At 55.3% G+C, this 21,677-nt stretch carries 15 protein-coding genes; 13 read left to right on the forward strand and 2 right to left on the reverse strand.

The features are described 5' to 3' along the window. The first annotated feature begins 777 nt into the window (after positions 1–777). From AC2FIO_RS12245 to AC2FIO_RS12305, 13 genes are all read left to right on the forward strand, one after another. Positions 778–1,173, forward strand: a complete 396-nt coding sequence (locus tag AC2FIO_RS12245) for a hypothetical protein (protein ID WP_174822482.1) — start codon at positions 778–780, stop codon at positions 1,171–1,173. Between the two features lie 2 nt (positions 1,174–1,175). Continuing rightward, complete coding sequence (locus AC2FIO_RS12250; protein ID WP_496697914.1) at positions 1,176–3,188, forward strand: dynamin family protein; 2,013 nt, start codon at positions 1,176–1,178, stop codon at positions 3,186–3,188. An 8-nt stretch (positions 3,189–3,196) separates the two neighbouring features. After that, complete coding sequence (locus tag AC2FIO_RS12255) at positions 3,197–4,912, forward strand: dynamin family protein (protein ID WP_496697915.1); 1,716 nt, start codon at positions 3,197–3,199, stop codon at positions 4,910–4,912. Positions 4,913–4,944: 32 nt separating this feature from the next. Further along, positions 4,945–5,346, forward strand: a complete 402-nt coding sequence (locus AC2FIO_RS12260; protein ID WP_496697917.1) for a hypothetical protein — start codon at positions 4,945–4,947, stop codon at positions 5,344–5,346. Positions 5,347–5,369: 23 nt separating this feature from the next. After that, positions 5,370–6,230 (forward strand): hypothetical protein, encoded by an 861-nt coding sequence (locus AC2FIO_RS12265; protein WP_496697918.1) that lies wholly within the window; start codon positions 5,370–5,372, stop codon positions 6,228–6,230. Between the two features lie 66 nt (positions 6,231–6,296). After that, a complete protein-coding gene (locus AC2FIO_RS12270; RefSeq protein WP_496697920.1) occupies positions 6,297–8,339 on the forward strand; it encodes a dynamin family protein in 2,043 nt (680 codons plus the stop codon). After that, positions 8,336–9,622, forward strand: coding sequence for a dynamin family protein (locus AC2FIO_RS12275; protein ID WP_108859664.1), 1,287 nt, complete (start codon positions 8,336–8,338; stop codon positions 9,620–9,622). The genes AC2FIO_RS12270 and AC2FIO_RS12275 overlap by 4 nt, the downstream gene beginning before the upstream one ends. A gap of 338 nt (positions 9,623–9,960) precedes the next feature. Then, positions 9,961–12,123: a serine/threonine protein kinase gene (locus tag AC2FIO_RS12280; protein WP_496697922.1), complete on the forward strand. Its 2,163-nt coding sequence runs from the start codon at positions 9,961–9,963 to the stop codon at positions 12,121–12,123. A 206-nt stretch (positions 12,124–12,329) separates the two neighbouring features. After that, entirely contained in the window at positions 12,330–13,319 is a 990-nt protein-coding gene (locus AC2FIO_RS12285) for an FHA domain-containing protein (protein ID WP_496697924.1), read from the forward strand. A gap of 3 nt (positions 13,320–13,322) precedes the next feature. Then, entirely contained in the window at positions 13,323–14,108 is a 786-nt protein-coding gene (locus tag AC2FIO_RS12290) for a PP2C family protein-serine/threonine phosphatase (protein WP_282169552.1), read from the forward strand. Between the two features lie 22 nt (positions 14,109–14,130). After that, positions 14,131–15,393 carry a substrate-binding periplasmic protein gene (locus AC2FIO_RS12295; RefSeq protein ID WP_496697926.1) on the forward strand — a complete coding sequence of 421 codons (1,263 nt, stop codon included), beginning with the start codon at positions 14,131–14,133 and terminating at the stop codon, positions 15,391–15,393. A 46-nt stretch (positions 15,394–15,439) separates the two neighbouring features. Then, a complete protein-coding gene (locus AC2FIO_RS12300) occupies positions 15,440–16,549 on the forward strand; it encodes a peptidoglycan-binding protein LysM (RefSeq protein WP_496697928.1) in 1,110 nt (369 codons plus the stop codon). Positions 16,550–16,589: 40 nt separating this feature from the next. Further along, positions 16,590–17,696 carry a peptidoglycan-binding protein LysM gene (locus AC2FIO_RS12305; protein ID WP_496697930.1) on the forward strand — a complete coding sequence of 369 codons (1,107 nt, stop codon included), beginning with the start codon at positions 16,590–16,592 and terminating at the stop codon, positions 17,694–17,696. Positions 17,697–17,973: 277 nt separating this feature from the next. Here AC2FIO_RS12305 and AC2FIO_RS12310 read toward each other — a convergent pair whose 3' ends face one another. Continuing rightward, on the reverse strand, positions 17,974–20,187 hold the full coding sequence (locus AC2FIO_RS12310) for an NADP-dependent isocitrate dehydrogenase (RefSeq protein ID WP_496697932.1): 2,214 nt from the start codon (positions 20,185–20,187) through the stop codon (positions 17,974–17,976). A 211-nt stretch (positions 20,188–20,398) separates the two neighbouring features. Beyond that, positions 20,399–21,574, reverse strand: a complete 1,176-nt coding sequence (locus AC2FIO_RS12315) for a tetratricopeptide repeat protein (protein WP_496697934.1) — start codon at positions 21,572–21,574, stop codon at positions 20,399–20,401. Positions 21,575–21,677 lie beyond the last annotated feature (103 nt).

Consider the following 21,677-nt stretch of genomic DNA (forward strand, 5'->3'; position numbering starts at 1 on the left):
ACTCAGTGCCAGAATGTCGGCGTGAATAGCAAAGCTTGCTGCGGAGTGCGAGAGGTAAAATTGAGTTGTGCACAAGATTATTGATGACATCGGCGGAACATGCTTCTGAACTGACCGCCGTGCACATATGATGTGTGCTGGACGCCGCTGCCAAGCAGGATGCGGGTTATTCTCATATGTTGCTGTTCGCGACAGGAAAGCAGTCTGATTATTGGCGTTTTCCGAGCAGATAAAAAAGATTCCCAGGTCAAAATTTTTCAATTTCATTGTTTTGCATTTAGCAACATTCAGGTCCTTTTGGTGATAATTTGAAAACTATCTAACGTTGAGTAAGGTACCTCTCATTTAAGATTCTGCAATGGTGAGAATCCAAAGACAATTCCAACAAACACAAATTTTACAGACGTCCTCTGCGTAAATTATGTTGGGCTGGGTTCAAAAGAGATGGCTAATTTTCTTTTATTAACAATTTACTAAATCCGACCTCAAAAGTATCGCACATTTGCGCCGTTGCAAGTTTTGTCCTCTTGAATGCTGCAAACGGCAAATGGCGCTGTCTACATCGATGCCGAAAATACGCTCGTAAGTTGTGGTTGAAAAATACCACCGACCACAATTGCGACACAATTCAAACGCCAAAAAATCTTATTCGCGTCAAAATAAGACCGCCTTGAAAGTCACTTATGAGCAGAAGGAGTTAATGAGTCTTTTTTGCCTTCGGGCGCTGTACGAGTTTTTTCGCTCAACTCCAGTACAAGGGTCTGAAACGTGACCAATATGATGAACTCCGCTGCTGCCGAGCAAGAAGCCGTTGGCCTTGCGCGTGAAAGTTTTCTTGGTGAACTCAAATCCCTGAACCGCGACCATCCAAACACCGGGTTTGGCGTTTCATTGCGCACGCGCTCGGGGCGGCGATACTTGCTAGCCAACTCGCGTATGCCGCTGCCCGAAACCAAATCCGAGGGCTTTCCGACCGGGCGTCGTCTTGCCCGCCTTGAAAATAGCGAGCGCTTCAGCTCGATCGAAGTTTTGGCGGATTGCCACACCTTCGAGTCGATTTCGCCGGGCGCCGAAGCCGCTATCTTGGGCAATGCCCTGAATCTGATCGCCCGAATCGACACCATGACCAGCACGCCAACAGACACGTTGGCCGCGACCGGAACCGGAGGCTGAACATGGCGCGCAACGACCATCTTTTGTCAGTTGGCAATGAGGCACTGACGCCCATGACGTCAGCGATGAACTCGCTGACCGCACAGATTGATCAATTGACAGAGGTGGCGGATGCACGTTCGTCCGCGCGTCTTGCCACGCTCAAGACGCGGATGGAGAATTTCTCGGCCAGCGTTACGATGGTCGGGCAGGTCAAGGCTGGTAAGTCCTCGATCGTGAACATCCTGGCCGGGCGCCCTGCCCTGCTGCCGTCGGATGTAAACCCGTGGACATCGGTGGTGACCACACTGAACATCAACACCCGCACCGAAGGCGACAAACGCGCCAAATTTACCTTCTTTGAACAGGAAGAATGGGACAACCTGATGGTCGGCGGCGGCCGTCTGGGTGAGCTGGCAAACCGCGCTGGCGCCGATGACGAGATGGATGACATTCGCCGCCAGATCGGCGAGATGAAGGCTAAATCCGAATCCAGATTGGGCCAGCATTTCGACCTGATTCTGGGGCAGAGCCATCAATATGATTACTTCGACGAAGAGCTGATCCAGCGCTATGTCTGTCTGGGTGACGAAGATGACCCGGACATCAACCCCAAGACCGGGCGGTTCGCCGATGTGACGAAGTCGGCAGAACTGTATATGGACATTCCGCAATACCCGATTGCGTTGAAGCTGTGTGACACGCCGGGTGTCAACGATACTTTCATGGTCCGCGAGCAGATCACCCTGCGCAGCTTGCGCGGATCTGAGGTCTGCGTTGTTGTTCTGGCTGCCAGCCAGGCGCTTACAACCATGGACATGGCGCTGATGAGGATTATTGCCCAGTTTGAGAACCGGCAGATCATCCTGTTTGTGAACCGAATTGACGAACTGGCTGATCCGGTCAATCAGGTCCCGGAAATCCGTGACCGTATCCAGGACACGCTCAAGCAGAACAATATCGATGCCAGTACCAGCGTTGTCTTTGGCAGCGCATTGTGGGCTGAGGCCGCGTTGACGGGCAACCCCGAGATTCTGTCCGATGAATCCCGCGAGGCGTTGAACACGTTCTATCTGGCTGCCGGTTTTGGTGATCAGGCACCCTCGCTCGACAAAATCTGGGCGCTGTCCGGCCTGCCCGATTTGCTGTTGGCCATGAACGAACGCATCGCAGAAGGCGCAGGCACCCGTTTGCTAGATCGCGTCCGCCACCGCGCCCGCAATATCGCCAGCCAAATCCGCGCCACGGCCGTTGCCAAGACCCTTTCGGGCGGTGAAGGTCTTGTGCGTGATCTGGATGGTGTATCGCCAGAGGACGCGATCGCCACACTCTCGGATCAATACGATAAGAAAGTAGCTGAACTGACCGCATCCTTACGTGCGAAGGTGTTGGAGAGACTGAATTCGGCGGAAACCAACTTTGTCAAACGTGCAACGGATTCGCTGATTGCCCATCTTGAGCGGAACGGCGAACAAGGCACGTGGCAGTATGACCCGGCGGGTCTGCGGACCTTGCAAAAGGCCGCGTATTTCAGCTTTGCGCGGTCGATGCGCAAAGAAGCAGGTGCGCTGTACAATACGGCGGCCGCAGATATTGAGACACTGTATCAGAAGATACTGGGCAACCACCTGGGTGAGTTCAGTATCGAAGCACCCATTGTTCCGCGTGTCCCACCCCCACTCGGAATTGGACGAACAATCGCATTGGACTTGCAAAGCACCTGGTGGCGTCGCTGGTGGCAGCGCCGCAAAGGGTTCGAAGCCTATGCAGCCGACTATACGCGCCTGATCGCGTCCGAGGCGAATTCGATCACCAAGGACATCGAGGAAAATCAGGTTGCAGCCGTGTTGGAAAACGTTCGCGCGATCCTGTCGGATTTCATGCGCGAGCAGAAAGAGACGTTGCTTAGCATTTCGGCATCGGCCGAGAGTGACCCAAGCCGCAACGCAGCTCTGATGGCAGGACTGACACCACAGAAATCGCGTGACGATATTCTGGGCGACATCCTGAAAGATCTTAGTAACGAGGCAGCATAAGTAGCGATATGGCAAAAGACTCACAAACCCGTTTCGTCTCGCCCAAGGCATGGGAACGCATTGAGCAGTGGTCCCGCCGCAAGCCGATCTTTGCGCTTATGGGAGAGTTCAGCGCTGGCAAATCGACGCTGATTAACTTTCTGCTTCGGTCGCACACGCTGCCGACTCAGGTGACTGCCACGCAGTTGCCGCCCGTCTGGTTCAGCTGGGGCAAGCAATCTGCATATGTACAACGCCATGACGGCAAACGCGAAAACATCGAGCTAGATGCGTTGGAATCCGTCGGCGTCAATGACGCTCAATTCGTTCGTATTTTCCTTGAATCCGACATTCTCGAGGCGGTCGATCTGATAGACACGCCCGGCATTTCGGACCCCAAGATTTCAACCGATGTCTGGCGTCGCGCCGTGGGTCAAGCCAATGGGGTGCTGTGGTGCACACACGCCACCCAGGCCTGGCGTGAGACCGAACGGGCGACATGGGTCGCGCTGCCGGAACGGTTGCAACACAACTCGCTGTTGTTGGTCACCCGCGCGGATACCCTGGGCACGAAGGACCGTCAGAAGGTGTTGCGCCGTGTAAACCGCGAGGCCGGGCATCTGTTCAATCGATCGATTTTGTTCTCGGCCCGCGATGCTATTACCGCGCGCGACAAGAGTGGCGACGCCGAAATGTGGGGACGCAGTGGCGGCGGCAAGATGGTGGACAGCTTTCTTGAGATCACCGAACAGATCATGGACAACCGAGCAGACATGCTGGCGCGTTACCAGATCGACAACAGCCTTGCCCATATGCCCAGTGTGCAACCTATCCGCCCACGCAAACACGGCGAGAGCGCAGAGCAGCCTGCCCCGCTAAAGCTGGTCAATCCTGTTCAGGACGAAAATCTGCAGGACGAAGTCGTTACGAGCTTTCCGGTCCGTCCTGCTCGGGTCGAGGCACGCTCAGGCGACACTGAACGCGCACCCCGCATTGACGCGGATGAGGCCGAACGGTTGCGAGCTGAAATGACCGCGATCTCGGAAGAGACCACGCCCGAAACAGATCAGGACGAGCTACGCTCTTTCTTCCGGGAAACGCCAAGTCAGCCTCTGAATTTGGCGGATGTTGTCGAGATCCCTTCCGAAGAAAACGCGTTTCTTGAACTGGATGACGAGGATCTCGACGAAGAAGAGCCCCTGGAACTGGAAGCCGAAGTCGAAGCAGATCAATCGGACGTTGGCGCCGATGGTCAGGATCCTATTGTGGCGTCGCTTGGAGACAAGCTGGCCGACGTACCTGAAACTGTTGAGACCGACAAACCCGGCGCAGACGCGCAAAGCGCTGATGTGTCAGTGTCCTCCATCGCCGCCTTGCTCGCCGAGCAATCGAATGGTGCGGCGGATGAATTCGAACCGGAACCTGAAACCAGCGGCCTGATGGAAACACAGATCGTGCATATGCCGAACGGCACGTCGTCCGAGGCGGAGGCCGAGTCTGGATCGCTTGAGCAATTACTGAATGTGGAGGCCGGATCAACACTCAGCGCCTCGGCGATGTGGCGCGAGATCACAGCTGGTGAGGATCTTCCCGACGACTCGGAAGGCCTGAAAAAGGTTTTCATGGCCTTCCTGGAAGAGTTCGACAAGATCGCCGCTGAACACGGCGCCCGCGACGAAAAAAAAGACGTTTCAACGCTTCCGAAAGCCGGGAACAAGGGCGGGGCTGAATGGCATGTTTTATAACGTGAAACCAAGGTAGAAGGACGGGAAGCCCGATGTCTATCGAAGCCGCACTGAAATCTGCGATGGAAACGATACCCGACTGCGTCGCAGCCGGGTATGTCGACATGGAAACAGGGATGTTATTGGGGACCAGTGTCCGCGATCAAGAGGACGCCGAAGTGCTGGACAGTCTTGCGCTTGCAGTGGCGAACCTGTTTCAGGGCGGCGGCGTGGGTGCTTTTGAAGCCTTGCTGCGGAAATCGGGTAATGCTGATACCGAATATCCGGGATTTGGGGAAATCGCGGTGTTTTCAAAGGATCGGTTGAACATTTTCTTGCGGACGCAGGCCTATCCGGATCATGTGGTCTGCTACATCTGTCGCAACAGCGCGAATGTAGGATTGGCACTGACAAAATCGCATCTCAGTCTGGGGCCCGTCGCGGCCGCAGTTTAGACGGGACCAGAGGGGGTCACGGCATGATGGATACAAACATACTCGATTTGCTCGAGGACATTGGGCGATCATCGGTTGCCCGGCTGGAGCCAGCCGTCGCGCTTGCTGGTGACACTGCGCTTGAGCGTCGCGAAAAGGTGTTGCAGTCCATCCGTGGCACTGTTTTGCCGCGCCGGTTAGAGTTTACAGCTGCCAATGGCGATTGTCTCGCGATCGAGGTCAACAGCTCTCGGGTTACTGATGTCTTTCGTGTCCGATCCGGCGTTGCGCCTGATTTTGAGACCGAAGGACGCGATACGCTGGCGGGTCAATTGGCGCAACTGGTAACCGATATTGCTGCCGCGCCTGCACCGCTTAGCCTGATATCATTGCGGCCGGACGCCACGCTGGAAGCGGACGATGTCGGAATCACTTTTAGCGAAATCGCTAGTGCTTGCACGATGATCGAATTGCCAGCTGAACCCGTCATAGCGGTCGTTCCGGACACTGCCGAACCCGCAATTAATGTGGAACTAACAGACGAAGCCAGCGATTTGGCCAACCAGTTCTATTACGGCAGCCAACGTTTGGCCGTTGGTCGCATCCAGATCAAAGCCGAAGACGGGGAAGTGGTTCAGACTGACGGCGACTGTAGTAAAGATCAGCCATTTCATGCAGATCAAACTTTGCTGGCGCAGTTCGCGCGTGACCTGTCGGGCTGGGATGATGACGCGGCCGCTGCGCTGGATCATCCGCAACTGATCGTCATGCGTCCGTCCGGCGGTAAAGGTTCTGGTTTGGCCGTCCTGAATGACGGCAAGGAATTCTCCATGGTCGTTCACGAGGCGCGAAAGCTAGGCGCCATTGTGAATCTGTGGACATCTCTGACGGAGCGTTCCGAATGATAGCGCCCGTAATATTCAATTTTTCGACTAATTCAATCTGTGATTGCAAGTACCCAGGGTAACAGTATGAGTGAAAATAACCGTCGTGAGTTAATTCGAATCGCCGAAGACATGAACGGGGTCAGCAACGACGAGACCCGCCAGTTTATTTCGCGCATTGTAGGCGATCTTTCAAATCTGAAACCGTCAATTGCATTTGTCGGGCAGATCAAGGCTGGCAAGTCCCGCCTAATCAACGGGTTTACGGGACAGGCCGAATACCTGCCCTCGGATGTTAATCCGTGGACGACCGTGATCACCGACATGCATTTCGGTCACCCCTCGGGTCGGACCCAAGGGGCCGAATTTCATTTCTTCGATAACCGCCAGTGGCAGGCGCTGATCGCCGAGGGCGAAGAGCTGCGCAACATGTTCCCCGACGACGAGGACAGCTATAAGCGCGAGATGATCGAAGAGCAGGTCGACGCGATGAAAACCCGCGCCCAACTGCGATTAGGCGACAGCTATGAGCAGTTGCTGGGTCAGCATCACGATCTGGAACATCTGAACTCGGACGATCTGGCCCGTTATGTTTGTGCAGGTGACGATCCGACCGACAGCGAAGAATACGACCCCGGTTCAGATCGGGGACTGTACAGTGACATCACGCGCAAGGCCGAGGTCTACTTTGACATTGGCCATTTTCCGTTCCCGCTGACGGTCACGGATACGCCCGGCGTCAACGACCCGCTGCTGATCCGCGAAGAAATCTCGCGCCAATACCTCAAGGAATCCGATTTCTTTGTTGTTGTATTGTCCGCACATCAGGCGCTGTCCCGTGCGGATCTTAAGTTGTTCCGCCTGATGCAGGCGCTGGAACTGGGGCAGATCGTCGTCTTCATCAATCGCGTGGACGAACTGGGCGGCGGCGCTGAAGACGCTGGAAAAGTCCGGACGGACGTGTTGGATGGCCTGGAAAAAGCCCTGGGCAACTCGGACATTGATGTTCTGATGGGCAGCGCCCAATGGGCCCATTATGCCTTGACTGGTGACGATACCGGCGTGAACCACGATCACGTTCTGGCTTGGCTGCGCGCCCACCCCGAGCAGATGAAGCAATATCTGGACGGTGTAGAAGAGATCAAACAGGGCCCCGGCCCAATCAGCCGTGAGGGCGTTTTGCGCTTTGCCGCAATGATCGCCTCTGGTCTACCCGATCTGCGCCGCCACGTTACGCACGCCTTGACCCAAGGGCCCCGTGACGAACAGCTCAAGATGGCCTGGCAGCACCTTAACAGTTTTGCGCAAGGTGAGCTGGAACGGTCTAAGGCCCATCTGCGCGTAATTGACGACGAAAACTCCGCCGACATTACCGACGGCGACGAAAACGACAAAACATTGGCCGAGCTGCGCTCGCTGGTTTCGCAAAAAACCACACAGATCATTGACGATATGGATGATGTGTTGGCCAATCTTCGCGGCGTCATGGATGACACTGTATCCGAAGCCGTCTCCGCCGTTGTCCGCGGACCGAATGGCGATTCCCCTTTGTTGGCCAAGGGCGGTGACACTGAATTGAACTTTTCGCCGCTGCGGGATCGCATGCGCGAGCTGGTTCAGGGTGCAACACAGGTGGTGCGGCAGCGAATGCTCAGCGAACTTTACGCCGTCGACATGAACAGCAATGCCGCGCTTCGCGCCCTGCCCGGCTGGCAGGACCCGGCCGATAGTCGGATGAACACAAGTGCAGTTCGATGGTTCCGTCCGGATACCACTGCACTGACCCGGGGCATCACCGTGGAATTGCGCGTCAGCTGGTTGTCCCGGCTGATTTCGCGCAAAAGTGTGGTCGCTCGGGCCGAGCGGATGATCGTTCAGGAATTCGAAATGATCGGGGACGATCTGGTGGACACGGCGCGCGCCGATCTGCTTGAGCGTCTGAACACCGTTCTAGACCATTATATGGCATTGTTAGCCGGACATCTTGAACAACGGGTCGGAACCGGCCAAACCAATGTTCGTGCAGAAGCACAGGCAGCATTCGATCAGGCGCAACGTGTCGCAGATGATCTGGATGCGGTATTCGGCGGCAATAGCGCGGACAAGAAATTAGCAGAGGCTGCGGAATGATTGAATTTCCCGGAACCGAACAGGAAGTACGCAAGCTTGAACGCTTCCTGACCGCCACCGAAAACCTGCCGTCAGAGGCCGGTCTGGACAAGATGCGCGAGCGCGCCTTGTTCCATGCCGAACGGCTTTCGAATGCGGTCAATATCGGTTTTGCCGGGGAATTCGGGGCCGGGAAATCCAGCCTCGCAAACATGCTGGCCGGGGCGGACATTCTGCCCACGGGTCCGCAGCATCTGAAGCTGCCATTGGTTATCGTGGCCTATGCGGACGCACCGGAAACCACGGTTGGCTGGTGGGACAAAGAGCCCAAAGTCTATTCCGGCATTGCGCTGGAAAAAGCCGCGGCTGATAACCCTGATTTTATCTCGGTTGGGTTGAATACCCCTGCCCTGCAAGAGATCTCATTATTCGATCTGCCGGGAACCGGCGCCCTGGATGACACCTACAAGTCCACTCTGGACCTATTGTCCTATGTCGATTGTGCCATCTGGTGCACGAACGGAACCAATGCCTGGCGTGAGACTGAGCGCCACCTGTGGGCACAAGTTCCGCAAGAGTTGCGCTCGAACAGTTTGCTGGCCGTAACCCACGCGGATCTCCCTCCGGTTCGGGACGCGCTGGACCGTGTTCTGCACCGGTTGGAAAAAGAAAAAGGTAAATTCTTCCGGTCTGTCGTGCCCATTGGCACACCGGTCGCCGTCAAGGCTATGGCGCAAGAACCCGAGCCTGATTTTGATCTGTGGGAGACCTGTGGCGGTCAAAATCTGGCCGAACAGGTCCTGCAAGTCGCATCCGAGCGGCGTTTGAAGGATTTGGAAGCTGCCCAAAATGACATCGAGCAGGAGTTTCTTCCGTTTCTGGCCAGCCTGAACATCGCAGAAGCTGAACCAGCGCAGGTCGAAGCACCCTCAATTCATGCGACGCTGGAATCCGCCCTTCCCCCGCTTGAAAACCCGATCCTTGAAGACTGGCTGGCGGCAATTGCCAGCATCTATGACGACTTGCGCGAGACATCGGATATTGAACCCGCCGCATTCCTGAACAGTTGTCAGGAAATCGTCGAAGATTTTGCAGAGCGTCTGGAGCAAGGGGGCGAAATCGCCACTGAAGCCGACTGGATTCCCGGTGAGTTTGAAAAGGCCACTGATCTTCTTTTGCTGCTGCAATTCGAAAGCGGTGACGCGCCACTGAAGGATGCAATTAGCATCCTCGCCCAGCTCAGCGACAACCTCGCCTGGGCCGGCAGCCGCGTCGATTCCGTTCAGGCAAAAACCGGAACCTGACGCCTACCCGTTTTAATTGAGCCGCAATGCAGCGATTCGAAGCCCTCAGAATCGCGCGTTTATTGTTTCGGATTTAGTGACCAATCCGCAAAAAACAGGCACTCAGTCCGCAAGTATTGCCGCTAGAAAATCAACATTTAGATTTTCGTATGGGAAAGAGCACGATATATAGATTTTCTTTGCGCTGGGTTCTTAGTGAAGCCATCGGGCGGCCCCAATAAAGTCAAATTTGAAACGTCTAACGTACATGAGTGTCCTGCGGTTGTGTTTGGTTGTGAGTTCGCGGGCTGAAAGCCCAGTTAAGTAAGCCGCAAAACGATTAGAACGGGCGGAAAGAAATGAGCCACAACCAGGCCGTCGGCGCGACGCACGACGAACCGAAAATCGAAGGTCTTCAACCAGGCGCCAAGCTGTTGCGCGGGCAGTACGAGATCCTGCGTTTTATCAGCAATGGCGGATTTGGGATCACCTATCTCGCGCGGGACAGTCTGGAACGCGAAGTTGTGATAAAAGAGTGCTATCCCGGTGCCCTTTGCCGTCGTAACGGCGATATGGTTGAACCGGTCGAGCCGGACTACAAGGACGATCTGCGCGCAATCATCGACTTGTTTATCCTCGAAGCACGCAATCACGCTCGCTTGGTACACCCCAATATCGTCGACGTTCATCAGGTGTTCGAAGACAACGAGACCGCTTATATCGCGATGGATTTTATCCGTGGCTGCGATCTGCTGGACTACGTTGAAGATTCCAAAAACAAAGCTGGCCCGGACTTTATCGTTCAGGTCACTGAAAAAATGCTGTCGGCGGTGTCTTTCATCCACCAAAGCGGCATGCTGCACCGCGATATTTCGCCCGACAACATCCTGATCGACGAAAATGGTGATCCGGTACTGATCGACTTTGGCGCCGCGCGCGAACAGGCTGCGCACCAGTCCGCCGCGCTGATGACCCTCCGGGTTATCAAGGATGGTTATTCGCCGCATGAGTTTTATGTACGCGGCGCGGAACAAGGGCCAAGCAGTGACCTCTATGTTCTTGCGGCGACCCTGTATCACGCCATCAGCGGCGAACGTCCGATCGACGGTCAGACTCGCCTGAACGCATTCAACAACGGTCAGACGGACCCCTACACACCGCTGGCGGGGCGTATCGAAGGCTACCCCGACGGGTTCCTGGAAGCCATTGACAAGGCGATGGAAGTTCACGCGACGGATCGCCTGCAGACCGCATTAGATTGGCTACGCATGTTCCGCGGCCCCGGCGTGATGTTCGACAGCTTTGACTATCGGCCGGTGTCGGTGATCGTGGCGATGGACCAAAAAGACGAAGAAGAAGAGAAAGCCAGGATCAAGGCTGAAAGCGAAAACGCCGAAGCCGTTGTCACCGCATTGCTTGCCGGAAACACTGACATTGCACTGGGCAATGAGGACAAGAACGACGACGGGCTAGCCACGTTCACATCGAAGGATGAAGTTCCGGTCGCGGTGGATACCGTGGTCAAAAGCGGGTCCAGTGGTGCAGGCAAAATTGTTGCGGGTGTGGCCGTGGTCGCCGCTTTGGCGGCGGGCGGGTTCTTTCTGATGTCCGGAGAGGAAACTCCGGCCGAAGACACCGCATCGACGCAAACGCCCGTAGTAACGGAAACGGTGGAGGAAACCGCCGCAGTCGAAACATCCGAGCAGGAACCGGTCGAGCAAGTGACCGCAGCCGAAGTGGAGCCGGCATCAGAACCAACTGAGACCACGCAGGCCGAGGTCGCATCCACTCCAGAGCCTATCGAGCAGGCGCAAGAAGATCCGGTTGCCACGGAGCAGGAAGAAGCTGCGGCGACGGAAACGGCTGAAGCCGGGACCGTCGAGCCGACACCGCCTGTTCCGGCGGAACCGGTGAACCTCGCAGAACAGCAGATCGCATTCTCTCACTGGGACGTAGACATCCCGTTTCAGACATCACGCCGCCGGGCTTCGACCGGCAACGTGATTGCGATAACTGGTGTTGACCAGGATATGGACGCGTCAATTGTGGGTGAGTGGGTCACGCGCGGCGCCACGATCTTCACTCTGAACGGCAAGCCAGTGCAGGCAGATACGACTTTTGCTGCTCAGGTGTTGAACGATCTGAATGTGGACCCGGACGGCTACATCCGCGTTTCTGCCCGCTATCGCACATTGGGTGAAACCCGCCCTCAGAACGGATTGTTGGCACTGCCCGCAATGCACGTGATCGGCTTGGAAAATGGCTACGTTTTCACAATTCTGAACAAAGACGGTGCGGGTTGGACAACAGTTCTAAGCTCGGTTCCGCCAGAGGCAGCAGGCAGCTTGCAGGAAGGGGATGTCCTGGTCTCAGAGACAATTTCTGGCATTGGCATTGATGGCTCGGACAGCCTTGATGTTTTGTTGGCCAAACTCGTTTCCGAAGACCAGCCGCAGGCCCGTTTCAGCGTTTTGCGCAGTGGCGTCGAGACGGATGCTGACATGCCATTAGCGCAGGAGTGATCTGACCGGTTCGTATGTGATCTGCCAGTATGTATTTGCTGAGGGTAGCGCCAAATTCGGCAACCCTGACGGGAACCGGCCCGTCGCGGAAATAGAAAGTGACATTGTTGTCACAAATATCCGTGCCGTTGTGCAACCGCGCACAGAGGTAAGAAGCAGCCCCATAGGACCGTTGTCCTGTGCCAAGGAATAAAGGTGTCGACACCATGTTCAAATACAAAAGCCCTCTTAGCCGGCTTCTCGAAGGTGCCGGCAAACCGAAAGAGAACGAAGCCGAAGAAGCGGTAGCGCCCGAGGCGGAAAAGGCCGAACCAATCGCCGATTTCAATGCCCTGCGCGAAGCGCTGGCAGGCGGCAATATGTCCTCGGACAGCTACGAAGAAACCGATGAGTTGGTGCCCGAAGAGAAAATGCCGGAATTCTCTGAGGAAGACGTAGCAGATGCAACTGAGGCTGAAGATGATGTCGTCGTCGCTGAAGTTATCGCAGAAGTTCAGGACGTGGCAGACGAAGTACCCGCGCTCGAAGAAGAAACCGTGTTGACGCTGCACTCGGCAGTTGAGGAAGAAGTCGAAGAGATTGTCGAGCACGAGGTACTTGAAGTCGAGGAACCCGAGCCGGAACAGATCATCGAGGTAATCGCTGACGAACCCGCCGCAGAACCGGTGCCAGAACCACCGGTCGCCGAAGAACCACTGGCTGAAGTTGCACCGGTTCCGCAGCCCGCGGCTGCCGAAGATCGTCGTGGTCGCGTCAAGACAACCTTCCTGGGTTTCGAACGCGCCGACACGCATGTGCAGGACCTGATCGAGACAGCAGAACCTGCAGCCAAGACAGACAATGCCGAACAGTCTTTCCCGGTTGGTTGGCTGGTCATCACTGGTGGTCCGGGCCGGGGTGCGAGCGTAACACTGACCGAGGGCTTGATGCAGATTGGCCGCAACGACGATCAGGCCATTCAGCTCGACTTTGGAGACACTGGTATTTCCCGCAGCAACCATGCGGTGATTGCTTATGACCCCGAAGACCGCAAATGTTATCTGGGACACGGCGGCAAGGCCAACCTTGTGCGTCTGAACGGGAAGCCGGTTCTCAGCACCGTCCCACTGTCCAGCGGGGATCTGATCCGCATCAGCGAAACATCAGTCCGCTTTGCCGCCTTCTGTGACGATGGCTTTGACTGGCGGGATTCCTAATAGATGCTGGCGACACCGGCATATGATATTGCGCTGATCCTGGACAAGGGCCAGCGTGACACGCAGGAGGACGCGGTTGCTTCGCGCATGTTCGATGCGACGAATGCAAGCTATGTCGTCGTCGCTGACGGCATGGGCGGGCATGCGGCAGGTGAAGTCGCCTCGGACCTTGTGATCCAGGCCTGGCGTGACGCGTTAGATGCCGAGCTTGAAGGTTCAACGACACCCGAGTCCGCTTTGATCGACGCGTTGCCCCTTGCGGCAATGCAAGCCAATGCGTCCATTGCCGGTTATTCCGAGGAACAAGGTACTGGATTCAACATGGGCTCAACCATGTTGGGCACTTTGTTGTTGGGCCAGCGGCTGTTCTGGATTTCGATCGGCGACAGCCCGCTTTACCTGTTCCGGGACGGAGAGCTGTCGCAGATCAACGAAGATCACTCGATGGCTCCTATGATTGATGCACAATTGGCCGAAGGGACTTTGACCGAGGCCGAAGCTCTGGCGCATCCTGACCGTAACCAACTGACTTCGGTCATCATGGGTGCGGCAATTCCAAAGGTCGATTGCCCGGAAACCCCGCTGGACCTGACACCTTCGGATGTTTTGGTTCTGGGAAGCGACGGCCTCCAATATCTCAGCAACGCTGAAATTCGGTCCATTCTTCAATCCAATGCCAGCGGGCTTGCACAAGACATAGCCGGGGCGCTGCAGGCCGCGCTGAACGCTAAGGGCGACCCAGATCAGGACAACATCTCAATCGGTGTTGTCAAACTTACAAAAAACTAAACAAGGCAAAGCAACAGGACCCATGAGAAACCATCTGATCATATCAAGCCTGGCACTTGCTGCCGCTGCGGGTACCGCCTCGGCACAACAGGCATGCTCAACCTACGAAATTCAACGAGGCGACAGCCTGCGCGAGTTATCCATCGAAGTTTATTCGACCGAAGACTTTCGTATCATTTACGATGCAAACCGGGACTTGATCGGGAACAATCCGAACATCATTCGGGTAGGCGACGTTCTGACCATGCCTTGTTTGGAAGAGATCGGGCGTGCACCGGCCGCGCCGCAGACTGAAGCCGAAGCCATGGCCGCCGAAATGGCCGCCGAGCTGGTCAAGGCAGCCGAGAATCGCGCGGCGAAAGCCATCGCAGAGGCTGAAGCCCGCGTTGCCGAAGCCGAAGCTGAAGCCAAAAAGGCAAGCGAAGATGCAGTGATCGATGCAAAATCGGCTGCCAAGGATGAGATCGAATCCGCGCGGGCAGAAGCCGCAGCGCTGATCCGTAATGCAGACGCCGGCGAACGCCCAGAGATCCGCGACCGTCAGTTGTTGCTTATCACTGGCGGTAACTATGCGCCTTTCACCGACGAGGCCCTGCCCAATCGCGGGCTCTACACCTACCTTGTCGAGACAGCGATGCTGCGTGCCGCACCCGAGCAGGCTTATAAGATCCAGTTCGTCAATGACTGGTCATCGCATCTGGACCTGCTGATGCCGACACTGGCGTTCGATGCCACCTTCCCATGGTCGCGTCCGAACTGCGAGGCAGCAGAGACTTTGTCGGAAAAGGACCGTACGCGGTGCGAAACGTACGACTTCTCTAACCCGTTCTACGAAGTTGTGGACACGTTCTTTGCCCGCGAAGGATCGGGCTATGAGCAAACACTGACCTATGCTGACTTCGCCGGGACAACCATCTGTCGGCCGGAAGGCTGGTCGTTGTCACACATGGATGAGGTCGGGTTGTATGAACCGGCAATCTCGCTTGTGCGCCCGGTTTCACCTGATGACTGCTTTCACGCCGTTATGGACGGGACAGCCGACATCGTTGCAATCGAAGCTCATCTGGCGATCGAAGCTATCGGACGGCTGGGATACGAACACCGTATTATTGAAAACCCCAATCTGGCGGCGATCAAATCCCTTAACGTCATGACCCATAAAGATAATCCAGATGGCGAAGCGATCCTGGAGACGCTGAATCAAGGTCTGGCAATCATGCAGCAATCCGGCGAATGGCGCGACATCGTGTCAACCGCCCTACGCCATCAAATGGAAAACGGCTGAAACACTTTTAAGCCTTCTCAATTACTATCTCTGGAGAAAACAACTAATGCCTAAACTACCGCTCCATAACGTTGCGATGACCTCTGCTGCCGTCATCGCGTTAAGCGCCGGAGCCGCCGCCGCCCAGCAAGCCTGTACGAATTATACGGTACAGGATGGTGACACGATGGCCACCATTGCGATTGCTGCTTACGGTACGTCAAACTACCAGCCAATTTTCAACGCAAACCGGAACTCGATTAGCAACCCCAACGATCTGGCACCTGGTCTGGCGCTTGTGCTTCCGTGTGAGGACGGCAGCTTGCCGAACGGCCAAAGCGCACGCGAGATTATTGCTGAACAGCAAGAACGTTTTGCGAGCTCGACCCAAACAAGTTCGTTCAAAGCCCCAATCAAACTGGTTACGGGCAACGGCTGGGCTCCGTTCGCGGATGAGACCCTGAACGGCGGTGGTTTCATCACTCGATTGGGAACAACGGCTCTGCAACGGGCAGGCAATGCGCACGAGTATTCGATCAGCTTTGTCGATGACTGGAACTCGCATATCGAAACCCTGCTTCCGCTGGGCGCGTTTGACGTGTCGATGGCGTGGAACATGCCCGATTGCACCAACCGTAGTTACGAATGGTCCTGGGAAACAGAAATCCGCTGTACGCAATTCCACGCGTCAGCACCTGTGTACGACATCGTCTTGGGTTTCTACACACTTCCCCAAAGCGATTACGCCAGTGCTACAAGCTTTGAAAATCTGAAAGGTGCAACCGTCTGCCGTATGGAAGGTTGGTTCATCCACGACCTCGAACAAGAAGGTCTGCAACCAGAAAAAACCATCGATCTGCTGCAACCCGTTACCGCGCGGGAATGCTTGGATGCCGTCCTAACTGGCTCCGCGGATGTCGCGACCTTCGAAGTTCAGCTTTTTGCCGACGCAATGGCTGAAATGGGTCTCAACGAGAACGATCTCGTCGAAAACCCGTATGTCACGACACTTTCAGCCCTGCGGTTCATTACTCACCGGTCCAACCCAATGGGTAAACAATACTTGGCGATGCTGAACAAAGGCCTGAACGAAATGCGGGAGTCTGGCGAATGGTACGCCATCATCTCGGACACACTGAATGAGCACAATGAACGACTAATAGCCTCATCCGGCTAAGGATCCACTTTCCAAATTCCAACCCACGGGAGGAAAAACAATGCACAAACAAAAATTTAACACCAAGGTGATGACGGCGACTGCCGTCCTCACACTCACCGCAGGCGCAGCGGCAGCGCAGGAAGCCTGTTCAAACTACACGGTCTCGGACGGTGACACGATGGCCACCATCGCGATCGCTGCCTACGGAACGTCGAACTATCAGCCCATCTTCAACGCAAACCGTAACATCATCACCAACCCGAACGACCTTGCGCCAGGTCTGGTTCTGGCCCTGCCCTGTGAAGATGGCAGCCTGCCAAACGGTCAATCCGCGCAGGAGCTGATCGCTGCGGAAGAGCAACGTGCAGCAAGCGTCAAGCGTTCGAATGTCTATGCCCCGCCGATCAAAATGGTTGCGGGTAACGGCTGGGAACCCTTTACCAGTGAAGCACTGGGCGGCGGCGGCATCATGACCCGTCTGGCTACGACCAGTCTTCAACGTGCCGGCAACAGCCGCGACTACTCGGTCAGTTTTGTCGATGACTGGAGCTCGCATCTGGACACATTGTTGCCGCTTGGCGCGTTCGATATTTCGATCGCATGGACCGTTCCGGATTGTACGAACCGCACATACGAATGGTCGTCAGAAACCGAAGCGCGTTGTACGCAATTTGTGGCTTCTGTCCCTGTATACGACATCGTAGGCGGCTTCTTCACATTGCCGGAAAGCGACTACGCCAGCGCGACCAAATTCGAGGACTTCGTAGGTTCTACCATTTGCCGCATGTCAGGCTGGAGCATGGTTGTTCTGGAAGAAGTCGGATTGAACCGCGAAAACACAACTGTGGTCCAACCCAACTCGGCCCGCGAATGTCTTGATGCTGTTTTGACCGGCACGGCGGATGTCGCCGCGTTTGAGGTCGATCTGTTCGCTTCGACCATGAACGACATGGGACTGACTTCGTCTGATCTGGTTGAAAACCCATATGTTTCGACCTTGTCCTCGATGAGCTTCCTTGCGCACCGCACCAACCCGTTTGCTCGCGAATATATCGCGATGATGAACAAGGGCCTGAACGAAATGCGTGAGTCGGGCGAATGGTACGCGATTATCTCGGACACCCTTCGCGAACAAAACGAAAAGCTGAACGCAGCATCTAACTGATCATTCGACTTTTCACGCGAATTGGGCCGGTCATTTGACCGGCCCTTTTTCGTTTAAAACAGGCGGTTTAGCTATAGGTTGAACCCAAATTTCCCAAAAGTACGGGAATCCCCTAATTTCCAAAACTCGTGGATTAGTTAACGTGAATTCAACTACACCGGTGAGGCTTCGGCCTGACCACTCACTCAAAAAAGGGCCGACTTTGGGGGTCGGCCCTTTTTTCTATTGATCTCATCAATCCGAAAATACCCACGCCGCAAAACGTGGGTACTGTTTATCAGCCGATGATTGCGTTCAGTGTCGCGCTGGGGCGCATTACCGCTGCGGTCTTGGCAGGATCGGTGTGATAATATCCACCAAGATCCGCGGCAGCACCCTGAGCGGTCGCCAGCTCAGACAGGATCTGATCTTCTTTATCCGCCAGCTCTTTTGCAATCGGCGTGAATTCTGCTGCCAATTCAGCATCACCCGATTGCGCGGCCAGAGCCTCAGCCCAATAGCGTGCGAACCAATAGTGGCTGTCACGGTTATCTGGCTGCCCAACTTTACGGCTGGGCGATTTATTGTTGTCCAGGATGCCTTGCGTGGCCGCTTCGGCCGCGGCACCCAGAACACCCGCTTTGGCGTTGCCATTATTGTCGGCTAGGAAGTTCAGCGATTCACCCAAGGCACAGAACTCACCCATCGAGTCCCAGCGCAGGTGGTTTTCCTCAACCAATTGCTGCACGTGTTTCGGAGCGGACCCACCCGCGCCGGTTTCGAACAGACCACCGCCATTCATCAGCTTCACAATCGACAGCATCTTGGCCGATGTTCCCAGTTCCAGGATCGGGAACAGGTCAGTCAGGTAGTCGCGCAACACGTTGCCCGTGATAGCGATGCTGTCCTTACCTGCCGTGATGGTTTCCAACGACTGGCGGGTCGCCTCGCGCGGAGCCATGATCAGGAACTTGTCGGCTACGCCAGCTGCCTCGAGTGCCGGTTTGACGTATTTGATCAGCTCCGCGTCATGGGCGCGGTTTGCGTCCAGCCAGAAGATCGCTTCGGATCCAGTCAAACGCTGCCGGTCCATGGCCAGCTGGATCCAGTTTTCGATAGGAGCTTTCTTCACAGTGCAGGCACGCCAAATGTCGCCCTTTTCAACGTCATGCGAATGCAGCGTCTCGCCATTGGCCAAAACGATACGGATGGCACCGTCGGCCGGCGCTTGGAACGTTGTTGGGTGCGAACCGTATTCTTCCGCTTTTTGCGCCATCAGGCCGACGTTGGCTACAGCACCGACAGTTGCAGGGTTCAGCGCGCCATTGGCTTTGAAAAACTTGATGCTCTCATCATAAACTGATGCATAGCAACGGTCGGGAATCACACAATTGGCGTCGCCCTTGGCACCGGCCTCGTTCCAGCCTTTTCCGCCCGCCCGGATTATGGCGGGCATCGAGGCGTCGATGATCACGTCTGACGGCACGTGCAGGTTAGTAATGCCTTTGTCACTGTCGACCATATACATGGACGGGCGATCACCTTTGATCGCTTCGATGGCAGCCACAATATCGGCATTGCCCTGAACACGTTCCAGCAAATCGCCCAGACCAGAATTAGGGTTCACACCCAATGCGTCCAGTTCAGCGCTGAACTTTTCGAATACCGGGGCTAGCCAGGCTTTGACAGCAAAGCCAAAGATGATCGGGTCCGAGACCTTCATCATCGTGGCTTTCATGTGCAGTGAGAACATGGTGCCGTCTTTCTTGGTGTCCTCAATCGCATCTGTCAGGAAGGATGACAGCGCCTTGACGGACATGAAAGTGGCGTCAGCAACTGTGCCCTCGGCCAGCGGCCAGGCGTCTTTCAGGATAGTGACGCTGCCGTCTTTGCCGACGAACTCGATCTTGGCATCACCCGCCTGAGTGGCGGTAATGGTGGCTGACTTCTCGTTAGCGTAGAAATCATTGCCAGACATCGACGACACTTTGGTTTTACTGTCCGACGCCCACTCCCCCATCGAATGCGGGTTCTTCTGAGCATAGTTCTTCACCGCACGCGCCGCGCGACGATCCGAGTTACCTTCGCGCAGTACCGGGTTCACAGCCGAGCCTTTGATCGCGTCGTAACGCGCACGGATCGCCTTTTCCTCGTCAGTCGAGGGTTCTTCGGGGTAGTTCGGAATGTCATAGCCTTGCGACTGCAACTCTTCGATTGCCGCCACCAACTGCGGGACCGACGCCGAGATGTTGGGAAGTTTGATGACGTTCGCATCCGGAGTTTTCACTAACTCGCCCAGAGCTGCGAGATCATCGGTGATGCGTTGCGCGTCAGTCAGGTTCTCGGGGAACGTTGCCAGAATACGACCCGCCAGTGAAATGTCCTTGGTTCCGACACTGACACCCGCCGCAGAGGCGAATTTGCGAATGATGGGCAGAAACGATGCGCTGGCCAGTTCGGGCGCTTCGTCTACAATGGTATACAATATGTCGAAGTTTGAGTTATCTGCCATATTCTTTTACCTTTTTTAAGCCTTTCGGGGCGTGCGATCCTAGAGTGTGCCACAAACGGGTGGCTAATGATGGGCGTGTTCAACCTACCGCCCAACGGTGACTCTGTGTTGACAAGGTCTCCCATAAATCACGATTGGCTTGGGATCAATCGTCTAAACGGGGCGCAAATTGCCACGGGTATGAGAATGTGGATAGAGGTTTTAGCTAAAACTACTGAGCACCGGTTGTGAGGGTCATTACTGGCGCTACTTTTTCCGGCAGCCCGTACGCCATGAAGCCGCTTTGTTTTTCAAGTTGACCGAGGTAATCTGCGATTGCGGCGTTCAAATGCTCAACAGAACCGGCGTCCGCCTCGCGCGGAACCGAGATTCCGAATCCTCGCATAACTAGTATCAAAATGTAGCGCCCATTCTCTCCGGTTTCCTCAAGGAAACCTTGGAGTACGGACATGGCGAGGTCCGGCCTGCCAAAGGCAGCAAGCAACGTGTAGCGGTGCAACCACTCTTCATCTTGACCCAAGGCATACCAATTCGAAACTTTGCGAAACCATCGCTTAGGGAAAACCAACTTAGCAAAGTCTCGCTGTACAGCGTAATCTGCATATTCGTTCACAAATTCAATGCCTTTGTCTTCGTCGCCGATTTTCAGATGTATCATGGCTGGCATAAACAACTCGTATTTTTCGCCAGGCTCCAGCCGAGCGAGCGTCGCAGATGCCGTAAGAGCGCTTTCATGATCTCCTGCGACATTCAGATCGTAGAGCAAACGAGCACTATACACCCATGTTTGATCGGGCCAACGCTGTTCGGCTTGTGCAAGAAACTGTTCGACCGCGTCATGTCCATTTACGTCGTAGTGAGCATTGATCAGTACTGTTCCCGCATCCCCATTGCTCGGGTCGAGTTCCAGAACCTTCTCCAACCCATGAATGGCGGCTAGAGTGTTTCCCTGGCCCCTGTCGAACTGAGCTTTGTGAAACAAAGCGTCAGTGCTGCTTGGGGCAAGCAACAAAGCTTTTTCATACGCTGCTTCAGCAGATTGGACATCGCCTGCCGCGTAATAGGCAATAGCACGCCACAAAGTCGACTGCGGGTCGTTCGGAAATAGAGCCAATGCGCTGGTATAATCCAGAATTGCCTTTTCGTACTGTTTGCCGCTGTAGTACGCCCAACCACGAGATCTCAGCAATGTGTTCCGGTTTTCTGGGGTAACGTCTTCGCCATTCATCAAAGTTGTGCAGGCCGCAATCACATGTGCCGTGCCGCCTTTGTTGCCAAGGCATGACTGGGCCAGCTGCGTGTAATTTGGTCCGGATTTTGATGGTGAATTGAAGGACAGCAACAACGTGGCGATCACAATAACCAGGGCGGCAAGACGAATGTGCATTACACCTCCAATCTGTTCAAATCACTCACCTTAAAGTGGCAATCCAGAACCTATACTCAAGGAAACGGGTCGCCAAATTTGCGTAATGAAACGGAAAAGACAC

The organism is Ruegeria sp. CDSB086 (assembly GCF_059611065.1).

Bases quoted from the DNA above. Each gene is read 5' to 3' on its own strand.
- AC2FIO_RS12260 (WP_496697917.1), top strand. From the start codon at position 4,945: ATGTCTATCGAAGCCGCACTGAAATCTGCGATGGAAACGATACCCGAC.
- AC2FIO_RS12265 (WP_496697918.1), top strand. From the start codon at position 5,370: ATGATGGATACAAACATACTCGATTTGCTCGAGGACATTGGGCGATCA.
- AC2FIO_RS12275 (WP_108859664.1), top strand. From the start codon at position 8,336: ATGATTGAATTTCCCGGAACCGAACAGGAAGTACGCAAGCTTGAACGC.
- AC2FIO_RS12255 (WP_496697915.1), top strand. From the start codon at position 3,197: ATGGCAAAAGACTCACAAACCCGTTTCGTCTCGCCCAAGGCATGGGAA.
- AC2FIO_RS12300 (WP_496697928.1), top strand. From the start codon at position 15,440: ATGCCTAAACTACCGCTCCATAACGTTGCGATGACCTCTGCTGCCGTC.
- AC2FIO_RS12305 (WP_496697930.1), top strand. From the start codon at position 16,590: ATGCACAAACAAAAATTTAACACCAAGGTGATGACGGCGACTGCCGTC.
- AC2FIO_RS12290 (WP_282169552.1), top strand. From the start codon at position 13,323: ATGCTGGCGACACCGGCATATGATATTGCGCTGATCCTGGACAAGGGC.
- AC2FIO_RS12315 (WP_496697934.1), bottom strand. From the start codon at position 21,574: ATGCACATTCGTCTTGCCGCCCTGGTTATTGTGATCGCCACGTTGTTG.
- AC2FIO_RS12270 (WP_496697920.1), top strand. From the start codon at position 6,297: ATGAGTGAAAATAACCGTCGTGAGTTAATTCGAATCGCCGAAGACATG.
- AC2FIO_RS12250 (WP_496697914.1), top strand. From the start codon at position 1,176: ATGGCGCGCAACGACCATCTTTTGTCAGTTGGCAATGAGGCACTGACG.
- AC2FIO_RS12310 (WP_496697932.1), bottom strand. From the start codon at position 20,187: ATGGCAGATAACTCAAACTTCGACATATTGTATACCATTGTAGACGAA.
- AC2FIO_RS12285 (WP_496697924.1), top strand. From the start codon at position 12,330: ATGTTCAAATACAAAAGCCCTCTTAGCCGGCTTCTCGAAGGTGCCGGC.
- AC2FIO_RS12295 (WP_496697926.1), top strand. From the start codon at position 14,131: ATGAGAAACCATCTGATCATATCAAGCCTGGCACTTGCTGCCGCTGCG.
- AC2FIO_RS12280 (WP_496697922.1), top strand. From the start codon at position 9,961: ATGAGCCACAACCAGGCCGTCGGCGCGACGCACGACGAACCGAAAATC.
- AC2FIO_RS12245 (WP_174822482.1), top strand. From the start codon at position 778: ATGATGAACTCCGCTGCTGCCGAGCAAGAAGCCGTTGGCCTTGCGCGT.